This is a genomic window from Cytobacillus spartinae, from assembly GCF_042865285.1.
In the GTDB taxonomy this organism is placed as follows: Bacteria; Bacillota; Bacilli; order Bacillales; family Cytobacillaceae; genus Robertmurraya_A; species Robertmurraya_A spartinae.
On the sequence record NZ_JBIACK010000009.1, the window covers coordinates 22,407 to 40,148 of the forward strand.

At 36.8% G+C, this 17,742-nt stretch carries 18 protein-coding genes and 1 pseudogene; all 19 read left to right on the top strand.

Annotated features, from left to right (window positions below; all coding sequences use genetic code 11):
* Positions 1-67 precede the first annotated feature (67 nt).
* Positions 68-469, top strand: a pseudogene (locus ACFYKX_RS16820) (GNAT family N-acetyltransferase); the annotation flags it as partial.
* A gap of 99 nt (positions 470-568) precedes the next feature.
* Entirely contained in the window at positions 569-940 is a 372-nt protein-coding gene (locus ACFYKX_RS16825; RefSeq protein WP_389362420.1) for a YunG family protein, read from the top strand.
* A gap of 319 nt (positions 941-1,259) precedes the next feature.
* The gene (locus ACFYKX_RS16830; RefSeq protein ID WP_389362232.1) at positions 1,260-2,123 is read left to right on the top strand and encodes a DMT family transporter; all 864 of its coding nucleotides are present in this window, start codon (positions 1,260-1,262) and stop codon (positions 2,121-2,123) included.
* 26 nt (positions 2,124-2,149) lie between these two features.
* Entirely contained in the window at positions 2,150-3,697 is a 1,548-nt protein-coding gene (gene nikA / locus ACFYKX_RS16835) for a nickel ABC transporter substrate-binding protein (protein WP_389362233.1), read from the top strand.
* A gap of 82 nt (positions 3,698-3,779) precedes the next feature.
* Positions 3,780-4,730, top strand: a complete 951-nt coding sequence (gene nikB, locus ACFYKX_RS16840) for a nickel ABC transporter permease (protein WP_389362234.1) — start codon at positions 3,780-3,782, stop codon at positions 4,728-4,730.
* Positions 4,727-5,578, top strand: a complete 852-nt coding sequence (nikC, locus tag ACFYKX_RS16845) for a nickel transporter permease (protein ID WP_389362235.1) — start codon at positions 4,727-4,729, stop codon at positions 5,576-5,578. The genes nikB and nikC overlap by 4 nt, the downstream gene beginning before the upstream one ends.
* Positions 5,575-6,393, top strand: coding sequence for an ABC transporter ATP-binding protein (locus ACFYKX_RS16850; protein WP_389362236.1), 819 nt, complete (start codon positions 5,575-5,577; stop codon positions 6,391-6,393). The genes nikC and ACFYKX_RS16850 overlap by 4 nt, the downstream gene beginning before the upstream one ends.
* Positions 6,390-7,160, top strand: coding sequence for an ABC transporter ATP-binding protein (locus ACFYKX_RS16855; RefSeq protein WP_389362237.1), 771 nt, complete (start codon positions 6,390-6,392; stop codon positions 7,158-7,160). The genes ACFYKX_RS16850 and ACFYKX_RS16855 overlap by 4 nt, the downstream gene beginning before the upstream one ends.
* Before the next feature lie 18 nt (positions 7,161-7,178).
* Positions 7,179-8,528, top strand: coding sequence for an MATE family efflux transporter (locus tag ACFYKX_RS16860; protein ID WP_389362238.1), 1,350 nt, complete (start codon positions 7,179-7,181; stop codon positions 8,526-8,528).
* A gap of 259 nt (positions 8,529-8,787) precedes the next feature.
* A complete protein-coding gene (locus tag ACFYKX_RS16865) occupies positions 8,788-9,129 on the top strand; it encodes a cupin domain-containing protein (protein ID WP_389362239.1) in 342 nt (113 codons plus the stop codon).
* Between the two features lie 140 nt (positions 9,130-9,269).
* Complete coding sequence (locus ACFYKX_RS16870; protein ID WP_389362240.1) at positions 9,270-9,887, top strand: class I SAM-dependent methyltransferase; 618 nt, start codon at positions 9,270-9,272, stop codon at positions 9,885-9,887.
* A gap of 455 nt (positions 9,888-10,342) precedes the next feature.
* Complete coding sequence (locus ACFYKX_RS16875; protein WP_389362241.1) at positions 10,343-11,293, top strand: DMT family transporter; 951 nt, start codon at positions 10,343-10,345, stop codon at positions 11,291-11,293.
* A gap of 175 nt (positions 11,294-11,468) precedes the next feature.
* Complete coding sequence (locus tag ACFYKX_RS16880; RefSeq protein ID WP_389362242.1) at positions 11,469-12,917, top strand: serine hydrolase domain-containing protein; 1,449 nt, start codon at positions 11,469-11,471, stop codon at positions 12,915-12,917.
* Positions 12,918-12,976: 59 nt separating this feature from the next.
* Entirely contained in the window at positions 12,977-13,402 is a 426-nt protein-coding gene (locus tag ACFYKX_RS16885; protein ID WP_389362243.1) for an ASCH domain-containing protein, read from the top strand.
* A 19-nt stretch (positions 13,403-13,421) separates the two neighbouring features.
* Complete coding sequence (locus ACFYKX_RS16890) at positions 13,422-14,582, top strand: acyltransferase family protein (RefSeq protein ID WP_389362244.1); 1,161 nt, start codon at positions 13,422-13,424, stop codon at positions 14,580-14,582.
* A gap of 16 nt (positions 14,583-14,598) precedes the next feature.
* Positions 14,599-15,144: a GNAT family N-acetyltransferase gene (locus tag ACFYKX_RS16895; protein WP_389362245.1), complete on the top strand. Its 546-nt coding sequence runs from the start codon at positions 14,599-14,601 to the stop codon at positions 15,142-15,144.
* A gap of 23 nt (positions 15,145-15,167) precedes the next feature.
* Positions 15,168-15,650: a GNAT family N-acetyltransferase gene (locus ACFYKX_RS16900; RefSeq protein WP_389362246.1), complete on the top strand. Its 483-nt coding sequence runs from the start codon at positions 15,168-15,170 to the stop codon at positions 15,648-15,650.
* A 145-nt stretch (positions 15,651-15,795) separates the two neighbouring features.
* Positions 15,796-16,989 (top strand): histidine kinase, encoded by a 1,194-nt coding sequence (locus tag ACFYKX_RS16905; protein ID WP_389362247.1) that lies wholly within the window; start codon positions 15,796-15,798, stop codon positions 16,987-16,989.
* Positions 16,976-17,614 (top strand): response regulator, encoded by a 639-nt coding sequence (locus ACFYKX_RS16910; protein ID WP_389362248.1) that lies wholly within the window; start codon positions 16,976-16,978, stop codon positions 17,612-17,614. Before ACFYKX_RS16905 ends, ACFYKX_RS16910 begins: the two co-directional genes overlap by 14 nt.
* The last annotated feature ends 128 nt before the right edge of the window (positions 17,615-17,742 follow it).

Consider the following 17,742-nt stretch of genomic DNA (forward strand, 5'->3'; position numbering starts at 1 on the left):
AAAAAGTAAAAGCGGGAGTTTTGGAAGAGTATTAGTTAAACAAAAAATACAGATGGGGCTAAAAGGGATGGACATTAGATTAGCAACTAATAAAGATTCTGAACAAATATTACATATACTTAATGAAGCAACTCTGGAGTTACATAACAGAGGAGTTAATCAGTGGTCCTACCCATGGGATGGAACATTAATAGAAAAGAGTATAGAGGAAAACGAAGCATATATCTTACATTCACAAGGAAAGATAATCGGCACATTTTTTATCACTTTTATTAATCAACTAAGCGAACTACCGATATCCTCCCAAAGTCTTTATTTATGTAAAATTGCGATATTACCAGCTTTTCAAGGTAGAAGTCTGGGTGCTAAAATCACTGACTTTGCACAATTACTTGCGGGGAGTATAGGAAGGGCACTTTACTTGGATTGTTGGGCTGGAAACGAAAAGTTAAAAACGTTTTACTTGAGAAATGGATTTACGTATGTAGGAGATTTTCCTGAGGAAGATTATTTTATTAGTATCTTTCAGTTGAATGGAATAGATCTACAGGAAAAATACCGGGGCCATATAGAGGATAAACAGGAGTCAGTCATTCACCAGCTACAACAAATTCTTCCTAACGCGTGGTCGATAGAATCTAGTTCAAAATGGAGTATTAATAACCCAGCAAAAGGCCAATGTGGAGTCACCTCTTTAGTGGTTAATGACCTTTTAGGTGGGGAAGTCTTAAGAACAAGAATAGAGGAGTCGTGGCATTATTACAATCAGATTGATGGGAAGGTGTGTGACCTAACCGCTTCTCAATTTTCTGAACCGATCACATACATGAACATCCCCTCGAGCAGGGAGGAAGCATTTTCAGACACAAATGAAGAGCAGTATCAATATTTAAAAAGTAAAGTTGATAAGTTAATGAATAAGCAAAATGGAGAAATATAAAACACCACTCTCCATAGATAGAAAAACTGAGTCATAAATTAGTCTAATGTTTAATTTTCTAAGAAAATGGAGCATGTATTTATTGCTAAATACATGTTCTTTTTTTCAAAAAACTGGGGAATTAGTACCAAAATAAGAATTATTACGATTTATGTTGACGGACGTTTTGTGATTATGTATATTAATTAAGGTGTAAATAAGAATTATTACGTTTTAAACAGATGTGTTTTTTTGAGGTTTAAATCGTAACGATTTCAATTTACAAGGATGAAAACTAAGTGTCAGACTGGAAGTTCTATCTTATACGGGAGGATTAAGAGTGAAACAAGGGATTATTCTTGCGATCGCTTCATCATTTACATTCAGCATTATGAACGTCTTTGTAAAAGCAGCTAGTGAAACCATTCCAGTGTCTGAAATCGTTTTTTTTCGTAGTGTCATTGGTGCATTGATTATCTTTTTATTAATGAAAAGGTCAAACGTTTCGTTTTCAAAGAATGGTATTCCAATGCTTGTACTGAGAGGTACATTCGGTGCTTTATACCTGATCGCTTACTTTTTTACCATTGCACATATTCCTCTTGGAGACGCAAGTATATTAGCCCATCTATCACCCTTCTTTGCTATTATTCTTTCAAGTTTGTTCCTAAAAGAAAAAATGAGTAAAGAGATGTATTTGCTTTTTCCATTCTTTATTGTAGGCGCTGTGCTGTTAATAAACCCTTTTAGTTATAATTCCTTTTCCGTTTACGCACTTATAGGGATTTTAAGCGCATTCCTTGCTGCCTGTGCATCTACTTCAATCCGATTTCTTAGTGCAACACATCACAAATATGAGATTGTGTTTTACTTTTTGGCAGCAGGGACAATTGTTTCAATCCCGTTGATGTGGAATGAATTCGTAATACCTTCTTTCACAGAGTGGTTCTATCTAATATGTATTGGTGTTGTCTCATTGGTAGGGCAAATCTTTTTAACGAGTGCCTTTACTCATGAAAATATTATAGTGGTTGAAGTTGTTCGATACATAGGAATCTTTTTTAATGTGATGTGGGGATTTATATTCTGGGGAGAAGGTTTAAGTGTTTTCTCCATCACAGGTGGTGCGTTAATTATTGCAGCATCTATCATTTTATCAAAGCAAAAAAGTCAGCCTGTATCAATAAAACGTGCTGCAGTTTAAAAAATCATAATTAGGAGTTGAAATAGATGGTTAAAAAATATCTTTATTTCATGATGATTTCCATGTTACTGATTATTGTTACGGGTTGTAACAGTCAGGAAAAAGGCAATGAGTCACCAGTAGCAACAGAATCAGTTGAGCATGAAAAGAAGTCATTAACATTGTTATTTAGTTTTGCTTCTAAGACGCTTGACCCTCATCAGGATTGGATGGGAGTTCGTGCTGGGATAGCAGAAACATTAGTGAAAATTGATGAGGACTTAAAGATCCAACCATGGCTAGCCGAGTCATGGACTCAACCTGATGGAAAAACATGGGTTTTTACCATTCGAGAGGGGATTACTTTTCACGATGGAACACCGGTGGATGCAGAAGCCGTTAAAGCCTCGTTTGAAAGAGTAATATCTGTAAATAATGCAATCGCTTCTAGCTTGAAAATAGAATCCATGGAAGCGACAGGTCAAGAGATTACTTTTATTACAAAGGAAGAATACCCAGCTTTCCTGTCAGAACTAGTTCATACTAATGCCTCAATTGTAAAAGTTAATACAGAAAACATTAGTGAGAGACCTATTGCAACAGGACCTTTTAAAGTCGTTGAATTCACAGCAGAGTCCGAAGTTAAGCTTGAAAGAAACGCTGATTATTGGGAAGGAGCAGCAAAGTTAGATGAAGTAATCATTAAGTTTAATTCAGATGGTAATGTTCGAGCACTTGCCCTTCAATCTGGGGAAGCAGATATTGCTTATCACTTGCCACCTGAGACATTAGATCCCATTGAAAATAGTGACGACCTACGAGTTGAATCGGTTTCAAGTTTACGAGTGCATTTCCTTCTATATAACTCCCAAAAGGCTGCGTTACAGGATGTTAAGGTCCGTAAAGCACTTGATTTACTTATAAATCGTCCTGTAATGGTGAGTGAAATTATGAATGGTCATGCTACAGCGGCAAATGGACCTTTCAACCCAGACTTCTCATTCTCTGGGGAGAATAACCCGGAAGTTTACGATCCTGAATTAGCAGAAGAACTTCTTAAAGAAGCTGGATATAAAAAGAATTCTAAAGGAAAACTCGAAAAAGACGGGAAAGCTCTTGAGTTAACATTGGCAACTTATCAGGGCAGACCGGAGCTTCCGTTAATGGCTCAATATTTACAAGCGGAAGCAGCGAAACTAGGGATTGATATAAATATTATAACGGTTGAAGACGTCGATACATTCCTATGGGAGCAACAAGATGATTGGGACCTTGTAACCTATTCAAATCTTACAGCACCTAGAGGCGACGGTGGCTATTTCTTAAATGTGGCCTATTCACCTGAAGGATCATTAAATCCCGGACAAATTAACATTACTGAACTTAATGATATAACGAAACAGCTTAATGTGACAGCAAATCCAGAAGAGCGGATCTCGCTCCAAAAGAAAGCTGTAAGTATTATTCAGAAAGAGGTTCCACAATCGTTTATCTTACATCCTCATATTATTGTCGGAGTTAATGAGCGTGTAAAGAATTGGGTCCCGGGGTCTGAAGAATACTATTTGATTACCAATAAAATGGATGTGGAATAGCGAGAAAGTGAAAGTATCTTGGGATACTTTCACTTTTCTTGTTGGTTATTCAAATAAATAAGATGGCAGGTGAGGTGAGGGTATGAGAAAAATCTTATCTATTATAGCTTCGAGAGTTGTCCAACTATTTGTAATGGTTCTAGTCCTCTCGTTTGTTACCTTTGTGTTAATGAAAATCACACCAGGTGATCCCATTCGCGATCTCTTAAAAGTGGATGATGTAATATCAACAACTGCTGATGAAGAGAAGTTAAAGAAGGAATATGGGTTTGACCAGCCGATCCTTATCCAATATGGCCAGTGGCTTTCAGGTGTCGCACAATTTGACTTGGGTGAGTCTATTATTTCGAAAAGACCAGTATTAGACATGATTATGAGTAGATTACCAGCTACCATTGCCCTCTCACTAGGAGGGATGCTAGTCCTGTTCTTGATTGCCATTCCATTTGGTGTTCTAGGAGCTGTTTATGAAGGTCGTTGGCCGGATCTTTTAAGTAGATGGGTGGCTCTGTTAGGAGCGTCTATACCTAGTTTTTGGCTCGGTTTGCTATTCATATATGTCTTCTCATTAAAGCTCAACGTTCTACCTGTTATGGGAAAAGGGACATTTGCCCACTTTGTCTTACCATCTATTACTTTAGGAATTGCTATGGCTCCCATGTATATAAGGTTACTTCGTGAGCGTCTAATTGCTACTTTACAAAGCCCGTATATTGAGGCAGCCAAAGCCCGGGGTATCAGTAAGGAACGAATTCTTATTTTTCATGCGCTGAGAGGAAGTCTAATCCCCCTAGTAACCATGTTCGGACTAAGTATTGGAAGCCTTCTCGGGGGAATTACAGTTATTGAAATTCTCTTTTCTTGGCCAGGAATGGGGGAACTTATTGTAAGTTCTGTTATGCAACGTGATTATCCTGTTATTCAAGGCTATATCCTCATTGTTGGCTTCATGGTAGTGATAACAAATCTATTGGTTGATTTAGTGTACTTAGTGATAAATCCTCAAATTAAGCAAGGAAAGGAGGTAGGATGATGGAGGCTGTATTAGCTAAATCTAGTAGAATTCTGCGTAATCCCAATCTAGCTTTTGGGTTAATTATTGCTGTTTTTCTAGCCATGATTACATTAGTTGGAGGAGTCCTAGTTCCTCATAATCCTTTTGAAATTAATATGGGAAACAGGCTTCAACCCTCTTCTGCGGAACACTGGCTAGGGACGGATCAAATGGGACGTGATGTATTCTCGAGAATTGTTTATGGTGCAAAATTAACAATAGGATTAGGTCTGCTGGCAATCATTATAGCTATCTTGATCGGTGTTCCCATAGGACTACTATCAGGATATATCGGCGGGAAAACAGATGCGTTCCTAATGAGAATCGTGGATGGAATCTTGTCGTTTCCAGACTTTATTTTAGCAATCGCCATTGCTGGAATACTAGGTCCTAGCTTAACCAATGTCATCATTGCCATTATTTTAGTTAGATGGATTGTATATGCACGAGTAGTCCGAGGTCTCGTTCTTGCTGAAAAAGAAAAAGACTATATTTTAGTTTCAAAAGTTTCCTATTCTAGCTCTTTTAAAACGATTAGAATGCACCTATTACCTCAGGTGATGCCAGATATTATTGTTATGGCTGCTATTGATGTAGGAAAGGTTATATTGCTTATATCTGCTTTTTCCTATATTGGGTTAGGTGCACAGCCTCCTATTCCTGAATGGGGAGCTATGTTAAATGAAGGTCGAGCATTCTTTCAAGTAGTCCCTTCTCTTATGATTTATCCAGGAGTGGCTATTATGCTAACAGTTCTATGTTGTAACTTACTAGGCGATGGGTTGAAAAGCTATTTTGATATTCGAAAAGGGAGTGATCATTTTTGAGAAAGCCAATACTCTCGATACAAGGTTTGCAGGTTAATCGTAAAGTTGACCAAAAGTCATTAGTTAATGACGCTAATATTAAAGTATATATGGGCGAGATCATTGGGCTTATTGGAGAAAGTGGAAGTGGTAAGAGTTTAACAGCTAGATCAATTATGGGTTTACTCCCGATGAATCTGAGTGCAAGTGGTCAAATTTTTTATAAAGAGAGAGATATCTTAACACTTTCTGAAAAAGATCACCGTAAATTGCTAGGAAGTGAAATAGGCATGATTTTTCAGGATTATCGTGGTAGTTTTACTCCTTTTATAAAAATTGGTAAACAGTTAGTTGAAACTTTATGTACACATCAACCGGTAAGTAAAAAAGAGGCGAAGAACATTGCTCTGCAAGTACTTGAGGAAATGGGATTAGACTCAGCAAGGGTATTTGGAAGTTATTCTTTCCAGTTAAGTGGAGGTCAAGTTCAACGTGCTTCTATAGCGATGGCTTTAGCATTGAGGCCATCGTTACTAATATGCGATGAAATCACAACAGCACTTGATGTGATGAATGGTGAAAAGGTGTTACATTACATTGATCAAGTCCGTCAACAAACAGGATGTGCGGTCCTGATGATTACCCATGACCTTGCTCTAGCATATAAGCGCACAGATCGGATGTATGTTATGAACCAGGGAACCATTGTCGAAGAAGGTTTGCCAGAAGAGATTCGATGTAATCATAAGCACCCATATACAAAGAAGCTTTGCTCCTGTCTGCTTGCTCTTCCTGAAGACCAATCATTCCAAAAGGAAAGAGTGGGAGCATTATGAGTCTAGTCGTCGAAGGTCTCTCGAAAAGATACAGCAAAAATATGAAAGCTCTGAACGGCTTATCGTTTTCTGTTCAAGAAGGGGAATGTCTTGGGATTGTTGGTGAAAGTGGAAGTGGTAAAAGTACTTTGGCGAGAGTTCTACTAGGGCTAGAAACGTATAAAGAAGGCAGTATTTCATATAATGGGAAACCGATTGCCCCCAAGAGTCGTTCTCAATTACGTGAATACCGTAAGAGCGTTCAAATGATTTTCCAAGACTCTACTAGTTCTTTAAATCCTAAGCTACCGATTTGGAAAAGTGTTCTGGAGCCGTTAGATAATTTTAAAGAGCTTACTCCTTCTTTTCTTCCTTTACAAACTAATAATAGAAGAGAAGTGGCAGAAGGACTCTTAGAAATCGTTGGGTTAGAAAAACATATGGCCGATCGTTACCCTGGAGAATTAAGTGGCGGGCAAAAGCAACGGGTGAGTATTGCAAGGGCAATCAGTATTGAACCCTCTCTGCTAATTTGCGATGAGCCAACGGCAAGCTTAGATGTTACGGTTCAAGTTCAAATTCTACAACTTTTAAAGGAACTTCAGAAGACAACCAATATGACCATTCTATTTATCTCTCATGATATTAGGGCAGTAACTTACTTGTGTGAAAAAGTGATGGTTCTAAAGAATGGTACATTGGTTGATCAATTTAGCCTAGAAGCACTTTATCATCATGAACGCCATCCATATACGAAAGCATTAGTCCAGGCTGCAACACTTGAATAACGAAGGTGAAGGAGAACGATGATGAGGACTGAAACAGCCTCTATACCCTATAAAAAAGGGAAGGCTTTTAGCCATAAGGAGTACTTGGTCCTTGCAATCCCACTTATTATTTCTGGTATCTCTACTCCGATATTAGGTGCTGTTGATACCGCTGTAGTTGGACGAATACCTGATCCAGCTTCCATTGGCGGAGTAGCAATAGGGGCAGTAATTTTTAATACCATGTATTGGCTCCTTGAATTTCTTAGAGTAAGTACTAGCGGGTTTACCTCACAGGCTGAAGGAGCAAATAATGAAAAAGAAATCATGTTATCTTTCATCCGACCTATGATTTTAGCTGTGCTCTTTGGTCTTCTCTTTATTATTTTTCAGAAGCCAATTATTCACTTTGCATTAACCTTTATGGGTGGAAGTAAGGCGGTTTCTGACTATGCAGAAACTTATTTTTCAATCCGCATTTGGGGTGCACCCTTTATTTTATTTAGTTATGTAATAATTGGATGGCTTATTGGAGGGGGGAAGGTTCGGTTAGCATTAGCTACTCAAATAGGAATGAATGTATTAAATATCGTCCTAGACCTTGTGCTGGTTTTAGGCTTCGGTATGGGAGTAACTGGAGTGGCTTATGCTACACTCGTGGCTGAGGTTAGTGCTGTGTTATTCGGAGCATGGTTTATTTTTCGCTCAATTGGTGGCAAATTTTCTCAAATCAAACCTAACATGATACTAGAGACAGAACCTCTTATAAAAATGTTAAAGGTTAACCGAGATCTATTCTTGAGAACGGTTTGTCTGCTCGTGATGACAGGTCTCTTTACTTCAAAGGGTGCGAGTATGGGAGAAACTACGCTAGCAGCCAATGCCATTTTATTGCAAATACATTATATAATGGCTTACTTATTTGGTGGTTTTGCTAATGCTTCTAGTATTTTAGTTGGAAGAGCAATTGGAGGAAATGACAGAGCCTTATATAAACGGGTATTCTCGTTATCTGCACAGTGGGGAATTGCTTCTGCCATTATAATGTCTGTGTTTATGCTTCTTTGTGGAGAACTAATCGTAACCTTCTTCACGATCAATACAGAAGTAAAAGAAATGGTTATAACACTATTAATTTGGATCCTGATATTTCCGATTGTCGGGTTCTGGGGTTTGATGCTAGAAGGAATTTATTCTGGTGCAACAGAGGCAGGAGCGGTTAGAGACTCGATTGCAATAGCATTATTTATTTTCTTAATAGCCCTTTGGTTACTAGTTCCGGTGTTTAATAATCATGGTTTATGGATTGCGTTCTTGTTATTTAGTCTATCCCGCTCATTCTTCTTGTCCCTGTTTGTGCCTAAGCTAACGCGAGCAAAATTTGGATAGGTTTTAAGAATGAATGAAATATAGTAAGAAATGTAGAAACCATAAAAGAATTACATATCTGAATTCAAACCGTAGAGCAGCATTAAAAGATATCAAATACTTCAATTCTATGAAAGTGCATGCAAATTAGCTTGCGCTTTTATTTTTTGTGCCAAAAGGAAAAGAAAATATGTTTAGCGAATTGTTCTAAGACGTTTAATACGGAGGCTGGATTATAGGCTATCATCAATTAATAAACAAAGATTCACATGGAGGTTCTATGAAAATCAGTAAAAGTTCTGCAGAGCATTACACTTGGGGAAACCAATGTGATGGTTGGCATTTGTTAAAGAACGACAATTTAAGTGTGATTCACGAAAAAATGCCTGCAAATACTAGTGAAAGAAGACATTATCATAGCAAGGCAAGCCAATTTTTCTTTATTCTTTCGGGTACAGCGACCATGGAGCTTGATGGTCAGTTCTTTATTGTGCTTCCACAGGAGGGAATAGAGGTTCCCCCGCTAGTTCCTCATCAAATATTTAATAAAACAGATATGGACTTGGAGTTTTTAGTAATCTCCCAACCAGCAACTAGAGGAGATCGAGTGATAGTTGATTAATTGGTTAGAATTTAGGGGAAATTGTAAAAGTAAAAATAAAAATAGTTGATTTTTGCAACTAATAGAACGTATAATGTCAATGAATGGTTAATAAATAAATATTCATTAGTTGATTATCTCAAATAAGGATGTTAGTTAAAATGAATAATAAGTGGAATAAAATCATTTACAAATTATGGTCTAAGATTTACGATATCTTCTTTAACAGTGGTGCTTTTCTAAAGGCTAGGAAGAAAGTGTTTCAAGATTATCCATTTAAAAAGGGACAAAAAGTTTTATTTGTCGGAGTTGGAACAGGTGCAGATTTAGAGTTAATTAACCTAAATGACCTTGAGATAACGGGAATTGACCTATCAAAGGATATGCTCGAGCAAGCTAAAAAGAAATTTAGTAAGACTGTTATTTTAAAAGAAATGGATGCTATGAATCTAGATTTCTCAGATGAAACGTTTGATGTAATTGTTTCTAGTTTAATTGTTTCGGTTGTACCTGATCCGGTAAAAGCTATAAAAGAAATGAATCGCGTCTTAAAAAGTGACGGGGAAATTGTTATTTTTGATAAGTTTAGTGAGAGCCATAAAACTTCACTATTGAAAAAGGTAGCACGAAATATCGTTCGTTTTTTAGGGACAGATATCGGGCTAGATTTTTCTGATGTACTAAAAAAGAGTGATGGGAATTTAGCCATCATTGATAATCAACCTGTCATGTTTAAAGGTCTTTATAGAAAAATTATTCTAAAAAGGAGCGTCGTATGATGACAATGAACAAGTCGGGAAATCTTTCTGTAGAATATTTTCAAGCGTATTTTAAACTTGTTATGAGTTCACTTGAATACGATTCGGTGGAGGCAAGAACGTACATTTTTAGAAAATTGTTTAATAATGATAAAACCTATAGAGGAAACATTTCTTTTAACAGTTTTGAACGAGCATATGAATCCATACGTTGCAAATGCTAATTCGATTGAGGACTTATCCATAAGGGTAGGTCTATTTTTATTTGTATAAGTACGTGAGCTTTCACTTTGCTTGTCGGCAGTAATTTTGAAAAAAGGAAAAAGGAAATATATACTAATCCTGAATTTTTAGATATTATAGGTAGACATATGACGAATTTGCCAATCAAGATATAGAATTCGAGTTGTTCAATTCCTTTAGAAGTGATTTTATTAATCCTATAAACATTTAATATAAGGAAGGGGGAGGGAACATTGAAACCAATCCTAATTGGTGTATTATCATCAGTCTTTTTTGCGGTAACGTTTATTCTAAACCGATCGATGGAGCTAGCAGGTGGAAGCTGGTTGTGGAGTTCATCCCTGAGATATTTTTTCATGGTTCCTTTCTTATTTATTATTCTTTACATGCGGGGCACATTGTTTAGTCTTTTAAAAGAAGTCATGAAAAACTGGCAACTCTGGATGTTTTGGAGTACGGTCGGATTCGGATTATTTTACGCGCCATTAACCTATGCAGCATCTTCTGGACCAGGGTGGCTAGTAGCGGGTACTTGGCAGTTTACAATTATTGCTGGAGTGCTGTTAACACCTCTATTTAGAGAAAAAGACGGCAATAGAAAAAAAGTGCCTCTAAAGAATTTGCTGTTCTCATGCTTAATCTTTATAGGTATTATTATCATTCAATTAGAAAATGCGAGTTCGGCTTTTAGTTTGGAGGTATTTCTTAAAGGAATGTTGCCCGTAATCATTGCAGCATTTGCCTACCCGATTGGAAATCGAAAAATGATGGAGCATTATTCAAATAAGATTGATACGTTTCAAAGGGTATGCGGGATGACGATTGCCTCAATGCCTCTCTGGATTACGCTTGCCATTATAGGATATGTTGAAGCAGGTCCACCTAGCGCAGATCAAGTGGTTCAATCGCTTATGGTTGCTGTTTCTTCAGGAGTCATAGCTACGGTTTTATTTTTCTTTGCTACTGAGCTCGCGAAAGATAATAGTAGTCAATTAGCCGCCGTAGAAGCAACTCAATCGACACAAGTACTATTTGTTATGTTCGGAGAAATCCTATTTTTATCTGAGGTATTACCGAGCCTAGTAACTTGGGGCGGAATTATGTGCATTATCGTTGGGATGCTTCTCCATAGCCTTGCCAAGACCCCTACAACTGTTATTAAAAAGGGAGTCAGTGTAAATTAAGGGATTCCATCTTAAACTCCGGAGCAAAGATGTTCTGGAGTTTTTTGTTGGAGAGAAACTAATTTTGATGATTAAGGTCATGACTAATTTAGTGAAAGCAGTAACTATTTGTAGATGACTAAACTTCCTTATGATTAGAACTGTAGATAACATGTTCAAAAAAGGAAGTGTAAAAATGAAAAGAAAAGTACTTTTACCTATATATCTTGTATTACTATTATTAATTAGCTTAGGTACAACAATCTATTTTCAATTTCTAGTACCCTTAAACACAGAGCTTAACCTAAAAGCACTTGATAAGTACCTGAAACAAGAAAGCTACAATGGTACGATCCTAATTAGCTATAAGGGAGAAGTCATTTTTGAAAAAGGGTATGGATACGCAGATAAGGAAAACGAAGTAAAGAACACACCTGAAACAGCCTTTTATTTAGGGTCGATCACAAAACAATTTACAGCAGCTAGCATTTTACACCTTCAGGAAGCGGGGAAGTTGAAGGTAGCAGACACGGTTCATCAATACTATCCACAGTTCCCAAATGGAGAGAACATTACCATTCATCAGCTTCTTACACATACATCTGGTTTACCAGAGTACCTTGACTATCTTGAAAACGATGATACGAAGGGAAGAGAGTGGAAGACTGACGATATTATTAAAGCGGTACAAGATAAACCTGCCAAGAGTCAGCCTGGAGAAAAATATGAATATAATAACTTTGGATATGTCATACTTGGTGGAGTTATTGAAAAAGTAACGGGTGAACGTTATGAACAATATATAAAGGATCATATCTTAACCCCTATTGGCATGTCTCAAACGGACTTTGGTTACAACGAAAGTACGCAGCCTGTTAAGGCAATTGGCTATATGAGTGACAAGTATGAGGTAGCACCTTTTGTTCATCCAACGTTTTCCCATGCTGGAGGAGCTTTATCCTCTACCCTACATGATTTATACTTATGGACCCTTGCGTTAGAAGGAAATAAAATCCTCTCTGAAAACAGCAAGAAATTAATGTTTAGTCAATCATATACTGGAGCTACATTAATGCCGGGTCAGGCTTATGGGTATGGTGTATACGTAATAGATGAAGAGAAAATGTACCATCCCGGTTATATTGATGGTTTTAGTTCAAACATTTTTCGGGATACAGAAACGGATTTGGTTGTTATTGGTCTTTCTAATATGCATGATAGTATACTGCCAATGCTTCCAAGTATGCTACAGGATTTCAGCTATCGAGCAGAAAATTCATATCTAGGGTATCTGGTTTCGGGTCTGCTGTACGTGATCCTACTATGGAGTTATATCATTTTAGTTAAGTGGTTGGTTGGATTGTACAGAGGTACAAGGAAGCTTCAACGAGCACGCTGGTACAGGGTGGTGTTTCAGACCGTTCTATTACAAATTATCGGGATTATTCTATTCCTTGCTCCGATATTACCAGGATTTGCACTAGATATGCTCTTTCCTAGCAGGCTTCTATTTCTAGTTGCCCCATTTTGGGCAGATGCGGTCAATGTACTTGTAGCTCTATTTATACTTTTAACCTTAGCTGCTTTACAGCCATTTATAAAAAAGGCTGAAAATATTTCGGCTGTAACAAATGAAAAAATGTAATCTTTATAAGAGAGGTCGGTCATTATGAAAGGCCTCTCGAATGAGAAGGAGAATAATGGATGAAAACAATGACATTTTGGGGTCGTGAAGATACGGATGAAAGATTACTAGTGGAATGTATGAGTGGATTAAAAACAGCGACTTGTACTCCAAAGGTTTGGATGGAAGAAGAGGAAATGTCCTACGTAGGAGATCTGTTCGAGGTTTATACAAAACTAGGAGAATTAGCTTGCCTGATTGAAATTACTGAAGTATATGAAATTCCGTTCGGTGATATTAAAGGTGAAGTTGGAGAGAAAATAGCTAAAGGTGAAAATAGTACATTAGACGAATATATTAAGGATCATATATTTACTTGGGAACAACCACTTAACGAACAAGGATATGGGTTTGGTAAGGATACGAGAATCATTGTCGAGCATTTTCGGTTAGTAGAGAGTTATATCGACTATCGTGGGATCCCAGCATATGAACCTAGAGATTAATCTGAGAGTAGGAAGAAAGATGAATGAAAAGTTAGTAACTAGTCGAGATTATTCGATCGATTGGATTCGGACGATTACCATGCTCGCTGTATTTGTATTCCATGTGTCGATGGCATTTAATACTTGGGGCTGGCATGTGAAAAATCACCCTGTAGAAGAAGGTTTTGATTATTTCAGTCTGTTCTTTAATCAATGGATTATGCCGCTCTTTTTTGTCACTTCTGCTATAAGTATTTATTACTCATTAAAGTCAAGGAGTAGCGGAGCATTCTTAAAGGAACGATTTTTTAGATTAGTCATTCCTCTACTAGTTGGTATATTTCTATTGTCACCACCTCAAGTATATATAGAGAGAGTAACAAATGGAGATTTCCAAGGTTCCTTTTTAGAGTTTATTCCCAGTTATTTCTCAGGTTTTTACGGGTTTGGTGGTAATTTCGCGTGGATGGGGTTACATCTTTGGTTTTTGCTTGTATTAGCTTTGTTTTCTACTATTCTATTACCTCTTTTTATTCAACTAGTAAAAAATCAGGGATGGTTGAAAGAAAGTAGGTTTATGTCCATATGGGTTATCCTACCGATTGGTCCATTAACGATGATTCATTCCTTTTTAGACCCTGATGGGTTAGGCATTCAGGATCTCGGAGGATGGAATGTATTTTACTATCTAGCCATATTACTAATCGGTTTTATCCTCATTCCAAACCCGTCATTTAAAAAAGTGGTCTATAAATACGGAAAGATTTATCTAGGAATTGCTATAGGTACATCTTTACTATCGATCTTACATATTTATATGAAGGGTTTTCCTATCTTTGGTCAACTGGACTACCTCCTATTCGGTACTGTTCGGACCACAAATTGCTGGTTTTGGATATTAAGCCTATTCTACATTGGTAAGTTTATAAACTTTAATAACTCATTGTTAAAATATAGTAGTGGGGCTTTAATGCCTTTTTATATTTTGCATCAACCTATTATCGTAATCACAGTGTTTCTAACGAGAGAGTTAACAATAGCACCATTCGCAAAGTTTTTAATGGTGGGTTTGGTTTCGTTTGTACTTACAATAGGACTTTATCACTTAATAGTAAGAAAAGTTGGGGTTATTCAGTTTTTATTCGGTGTAAAGCAAGATTCAAGGCCAAAAATAAATAAAAGCGCTTCAAAAAGTGCTTAGAAAGAAGGAATTTTATATGTTTGTAAATGCGAAAATTGAAACCGATCGTTTAATCATTCGTCCATACATCGATGAAGATGCAGAACCTATTTTTCAGATGTTGCAAGTTCCTGACCACTACAAATATATTCCGGATGAACTACCTACATCCATTCAGCAAGTTATGCGTCTTATTCAGTGGTCAAAAGAATGTAACGAAAAAAACACGCCTGAAAAAATTTATAAGTTTAATCTTGCTGTTCTATTAAAGGAAACAGGCCAATTTGTAGGCGTTTGTGGACTGGGTCCTTGTGATGTGAAAGAAGGAGAAATAGAACTATATTATGAGATTACTAGGGAATTCCAGGGCAAAGGTTTTGCAAAAGAAGCGGCACAAGCAATTTTTGAATATGGAATAAATAGAATAGGGTTAAAGAGAATCGTTACCACCGTTCACCCAGATAACTTAGCTTCTAGGGCCATTATTGAAGGATTAGGAATGGAGTATGTGAAAGATCTAGACGGTCTTACGGGGGATTTGGAAGAGCATAATGGGTATCGATTTTATCAAATAAATGTATGACTTTGTATTAGGAGAGAATTAAGATGATAAAAGAGACTATCTGGACTCACGATGATTTTTTTATCAGTACGGATAAAAGTTTGTTAGAACTTGAAGTAATATATAGATTTTTGCACCATGACTCATACTGGGCTAAAGGGATTGATCGGAACCTAGTAGAAGAGGCTATTAGAAATTCGATTTTATGTTATGGAGTGTACGAGGGAACGCTCGAACAAAGAAAGTTAGTAGGATTTGCACGAGTTGTTTCTGACTTAGTTCGCTTTTCTTGGTTAGGTGATGTATTTATCCTTCCGGAATACCGTGGAAGGGGATTGAGCAAATGGTTAATGAGCATCATCATTGAACACCCACAGCTCAAAGGTACTAGCTTTAACCTTTCGACAGAGGATGCGCATGCCTTGTATCAAAAATATGGGTTTAAACCGCTAACGAAAATCGAAAACAGGCTAGCACGACCTCTTGATTGGGAAGCAATAAATGAGGGACTTAACATTAACATATAAAATGTGGAATCGATGTCTTTAGGCATCGATTTTTTGTTACAAAATATATAGAAAATATACTAATAGACTGCTATGATAAGGGTGAAAAATGTAAAAAAAGGAAAAAATGTTTTAGGTTGTTAATACTCTCATAGGAGTTAAGAGGATGAAAATAAAATGGTCTTGGGTTGATTATGTTTTAGCTATCTTCCGAATAGCTTTCTTGTTTCAATGCATTGTTTATGTGATTGCAACCCCTGAAGATGTTGGCGGTAGAACGGAAGTGCTTGTACTATGGATTCTCATTAGTATGCTAGTTCCACATATTTTTTGGAGACCGGGCACTGTACATAAAGAATGGTTTATTATCACCGAGTTACTCCTATCTAGTAGCTTATATTTCTATTTCACATTCTATTTACAACTTCAAACTCAAGCCTCGTTTTTAATTATGCCTGCATTAGTAACGGGACACTTAGCAACTAAAAAAACAGTTATTTTGGTGCCTGTAACGTTATTTGCTTTATCTCTTTGTATGTTTTGGCATGACACCGCCGTAATGGATTATTTGACTCAATTTTTTCTTGTTATTATGATGTACGGTTTCGGGTTTAGTTTTAATAAAATGTTAAGCACTCAGCAAAAGATTAGAACACTCCTTGCCGAGAATGAAAATAAAAATAAGCTAATTGAAACACAAAATAGAGCTCTTGAACAATATTCAAAAAAGATAGAAGAGTTTACCCTCCAAACAGAAAGGAACCGTTTAGCAGGAGAGTTGCATGATACAATCGGTCATACTCTTACATCAGTGATTGTTGGAATGGATGCAGTAAATTTATTAATGGACCGTGACCCAAATAAAGCGAAAGAAAAATTAGCTCTATTAAGAAATGTTACTGCGAGTGGATTAGATAATTTTAGACAGCAAATTCATGAAATTGCAGTTGATGAACAGGAACTCTCTCTTTCATCTGTACTGGAGCATATCAAGGTGGAGTTTGCAGAATATACAAGCACGGAAGTTTCTTGGAATGTACAGGGGAACGAATATAAGGTATCAAAACACGCTAAACTGGTTCTCTCAAGGTGTTTGCAGGAGAGTTTGACCAATGCGAAAAGGCATGGAGAAGCAACTGAAATGAAGGTTAACTTAGAGTTTAAATCAAACGAAATAATTCTAACTATATCTGACAATGGAAAAGGTAGTGAGAAGGTTTCATTTGGATTTGGGTTAAAAGGAATGAGAGATAGACTTTCCACATTACAAGGGGATTTGCAAGTACATACGGAACTCGGCATTGGTACCACGGTAACATGTTATGTTCCAGTTAGGGAGATGAGTCATGGAGAAAATTAAATTGCTTTTAGTAGATGACCAAGATTTAATCAGAGAGAGTCTGAAGATTGTTTTAGAAATGGAAGAAGATTTTGAGTTAGTTGGGGTGGCATCAAACGGTCAAGAAGCGTACGATCAAGCTATAAAAATGAGGCCAGATATTATTCTAATGGATCTTAACATGCCTGTTATGGACGGTATTACAGCAACAAAGTTAATTAAACAATCATATTCAGATGTGAAAATAATTATTTTAACCACTTTTCAAGAAGTCGATTACGTGAAAGATGCGTTAAAAAATGGTGCAGAGGCATACTTGTTGAAAGCCATTCATCCTAACGATTTAGCATCAAGTATACGTCTCGTTAACAGAGGAGAAACGTTAATATCTCAAGTGTTAGCACGACAATTATTATCATCCATTCCTGATGAAAAAGCGGAAGAAACTTTAAACAAAAAATATGGCCTTTCTGAACGAGAGGGAGACATTTTAAAGAGTATTGCAAATGGACTAAGCAACAAAGAGATTTCAGAAAAATACTACTTAACTGAGGGCACGGTTAAAAATTATGTATCAAGACTATACGCAAAGTTAGATGTTACAAACAGATTGGATGCCATTAATAAGATAAAAGGTGAAAAATAAAGCTGTGTCTTTGACATGAGCTTTTTTCTTTTTACTAACGCTTCTACAGCTGTCCATTTATTCTTCCTTATTATGACTTCAATGATGACTTCATTCACTACTTCCTATTGACTTATTGTTGATAAATT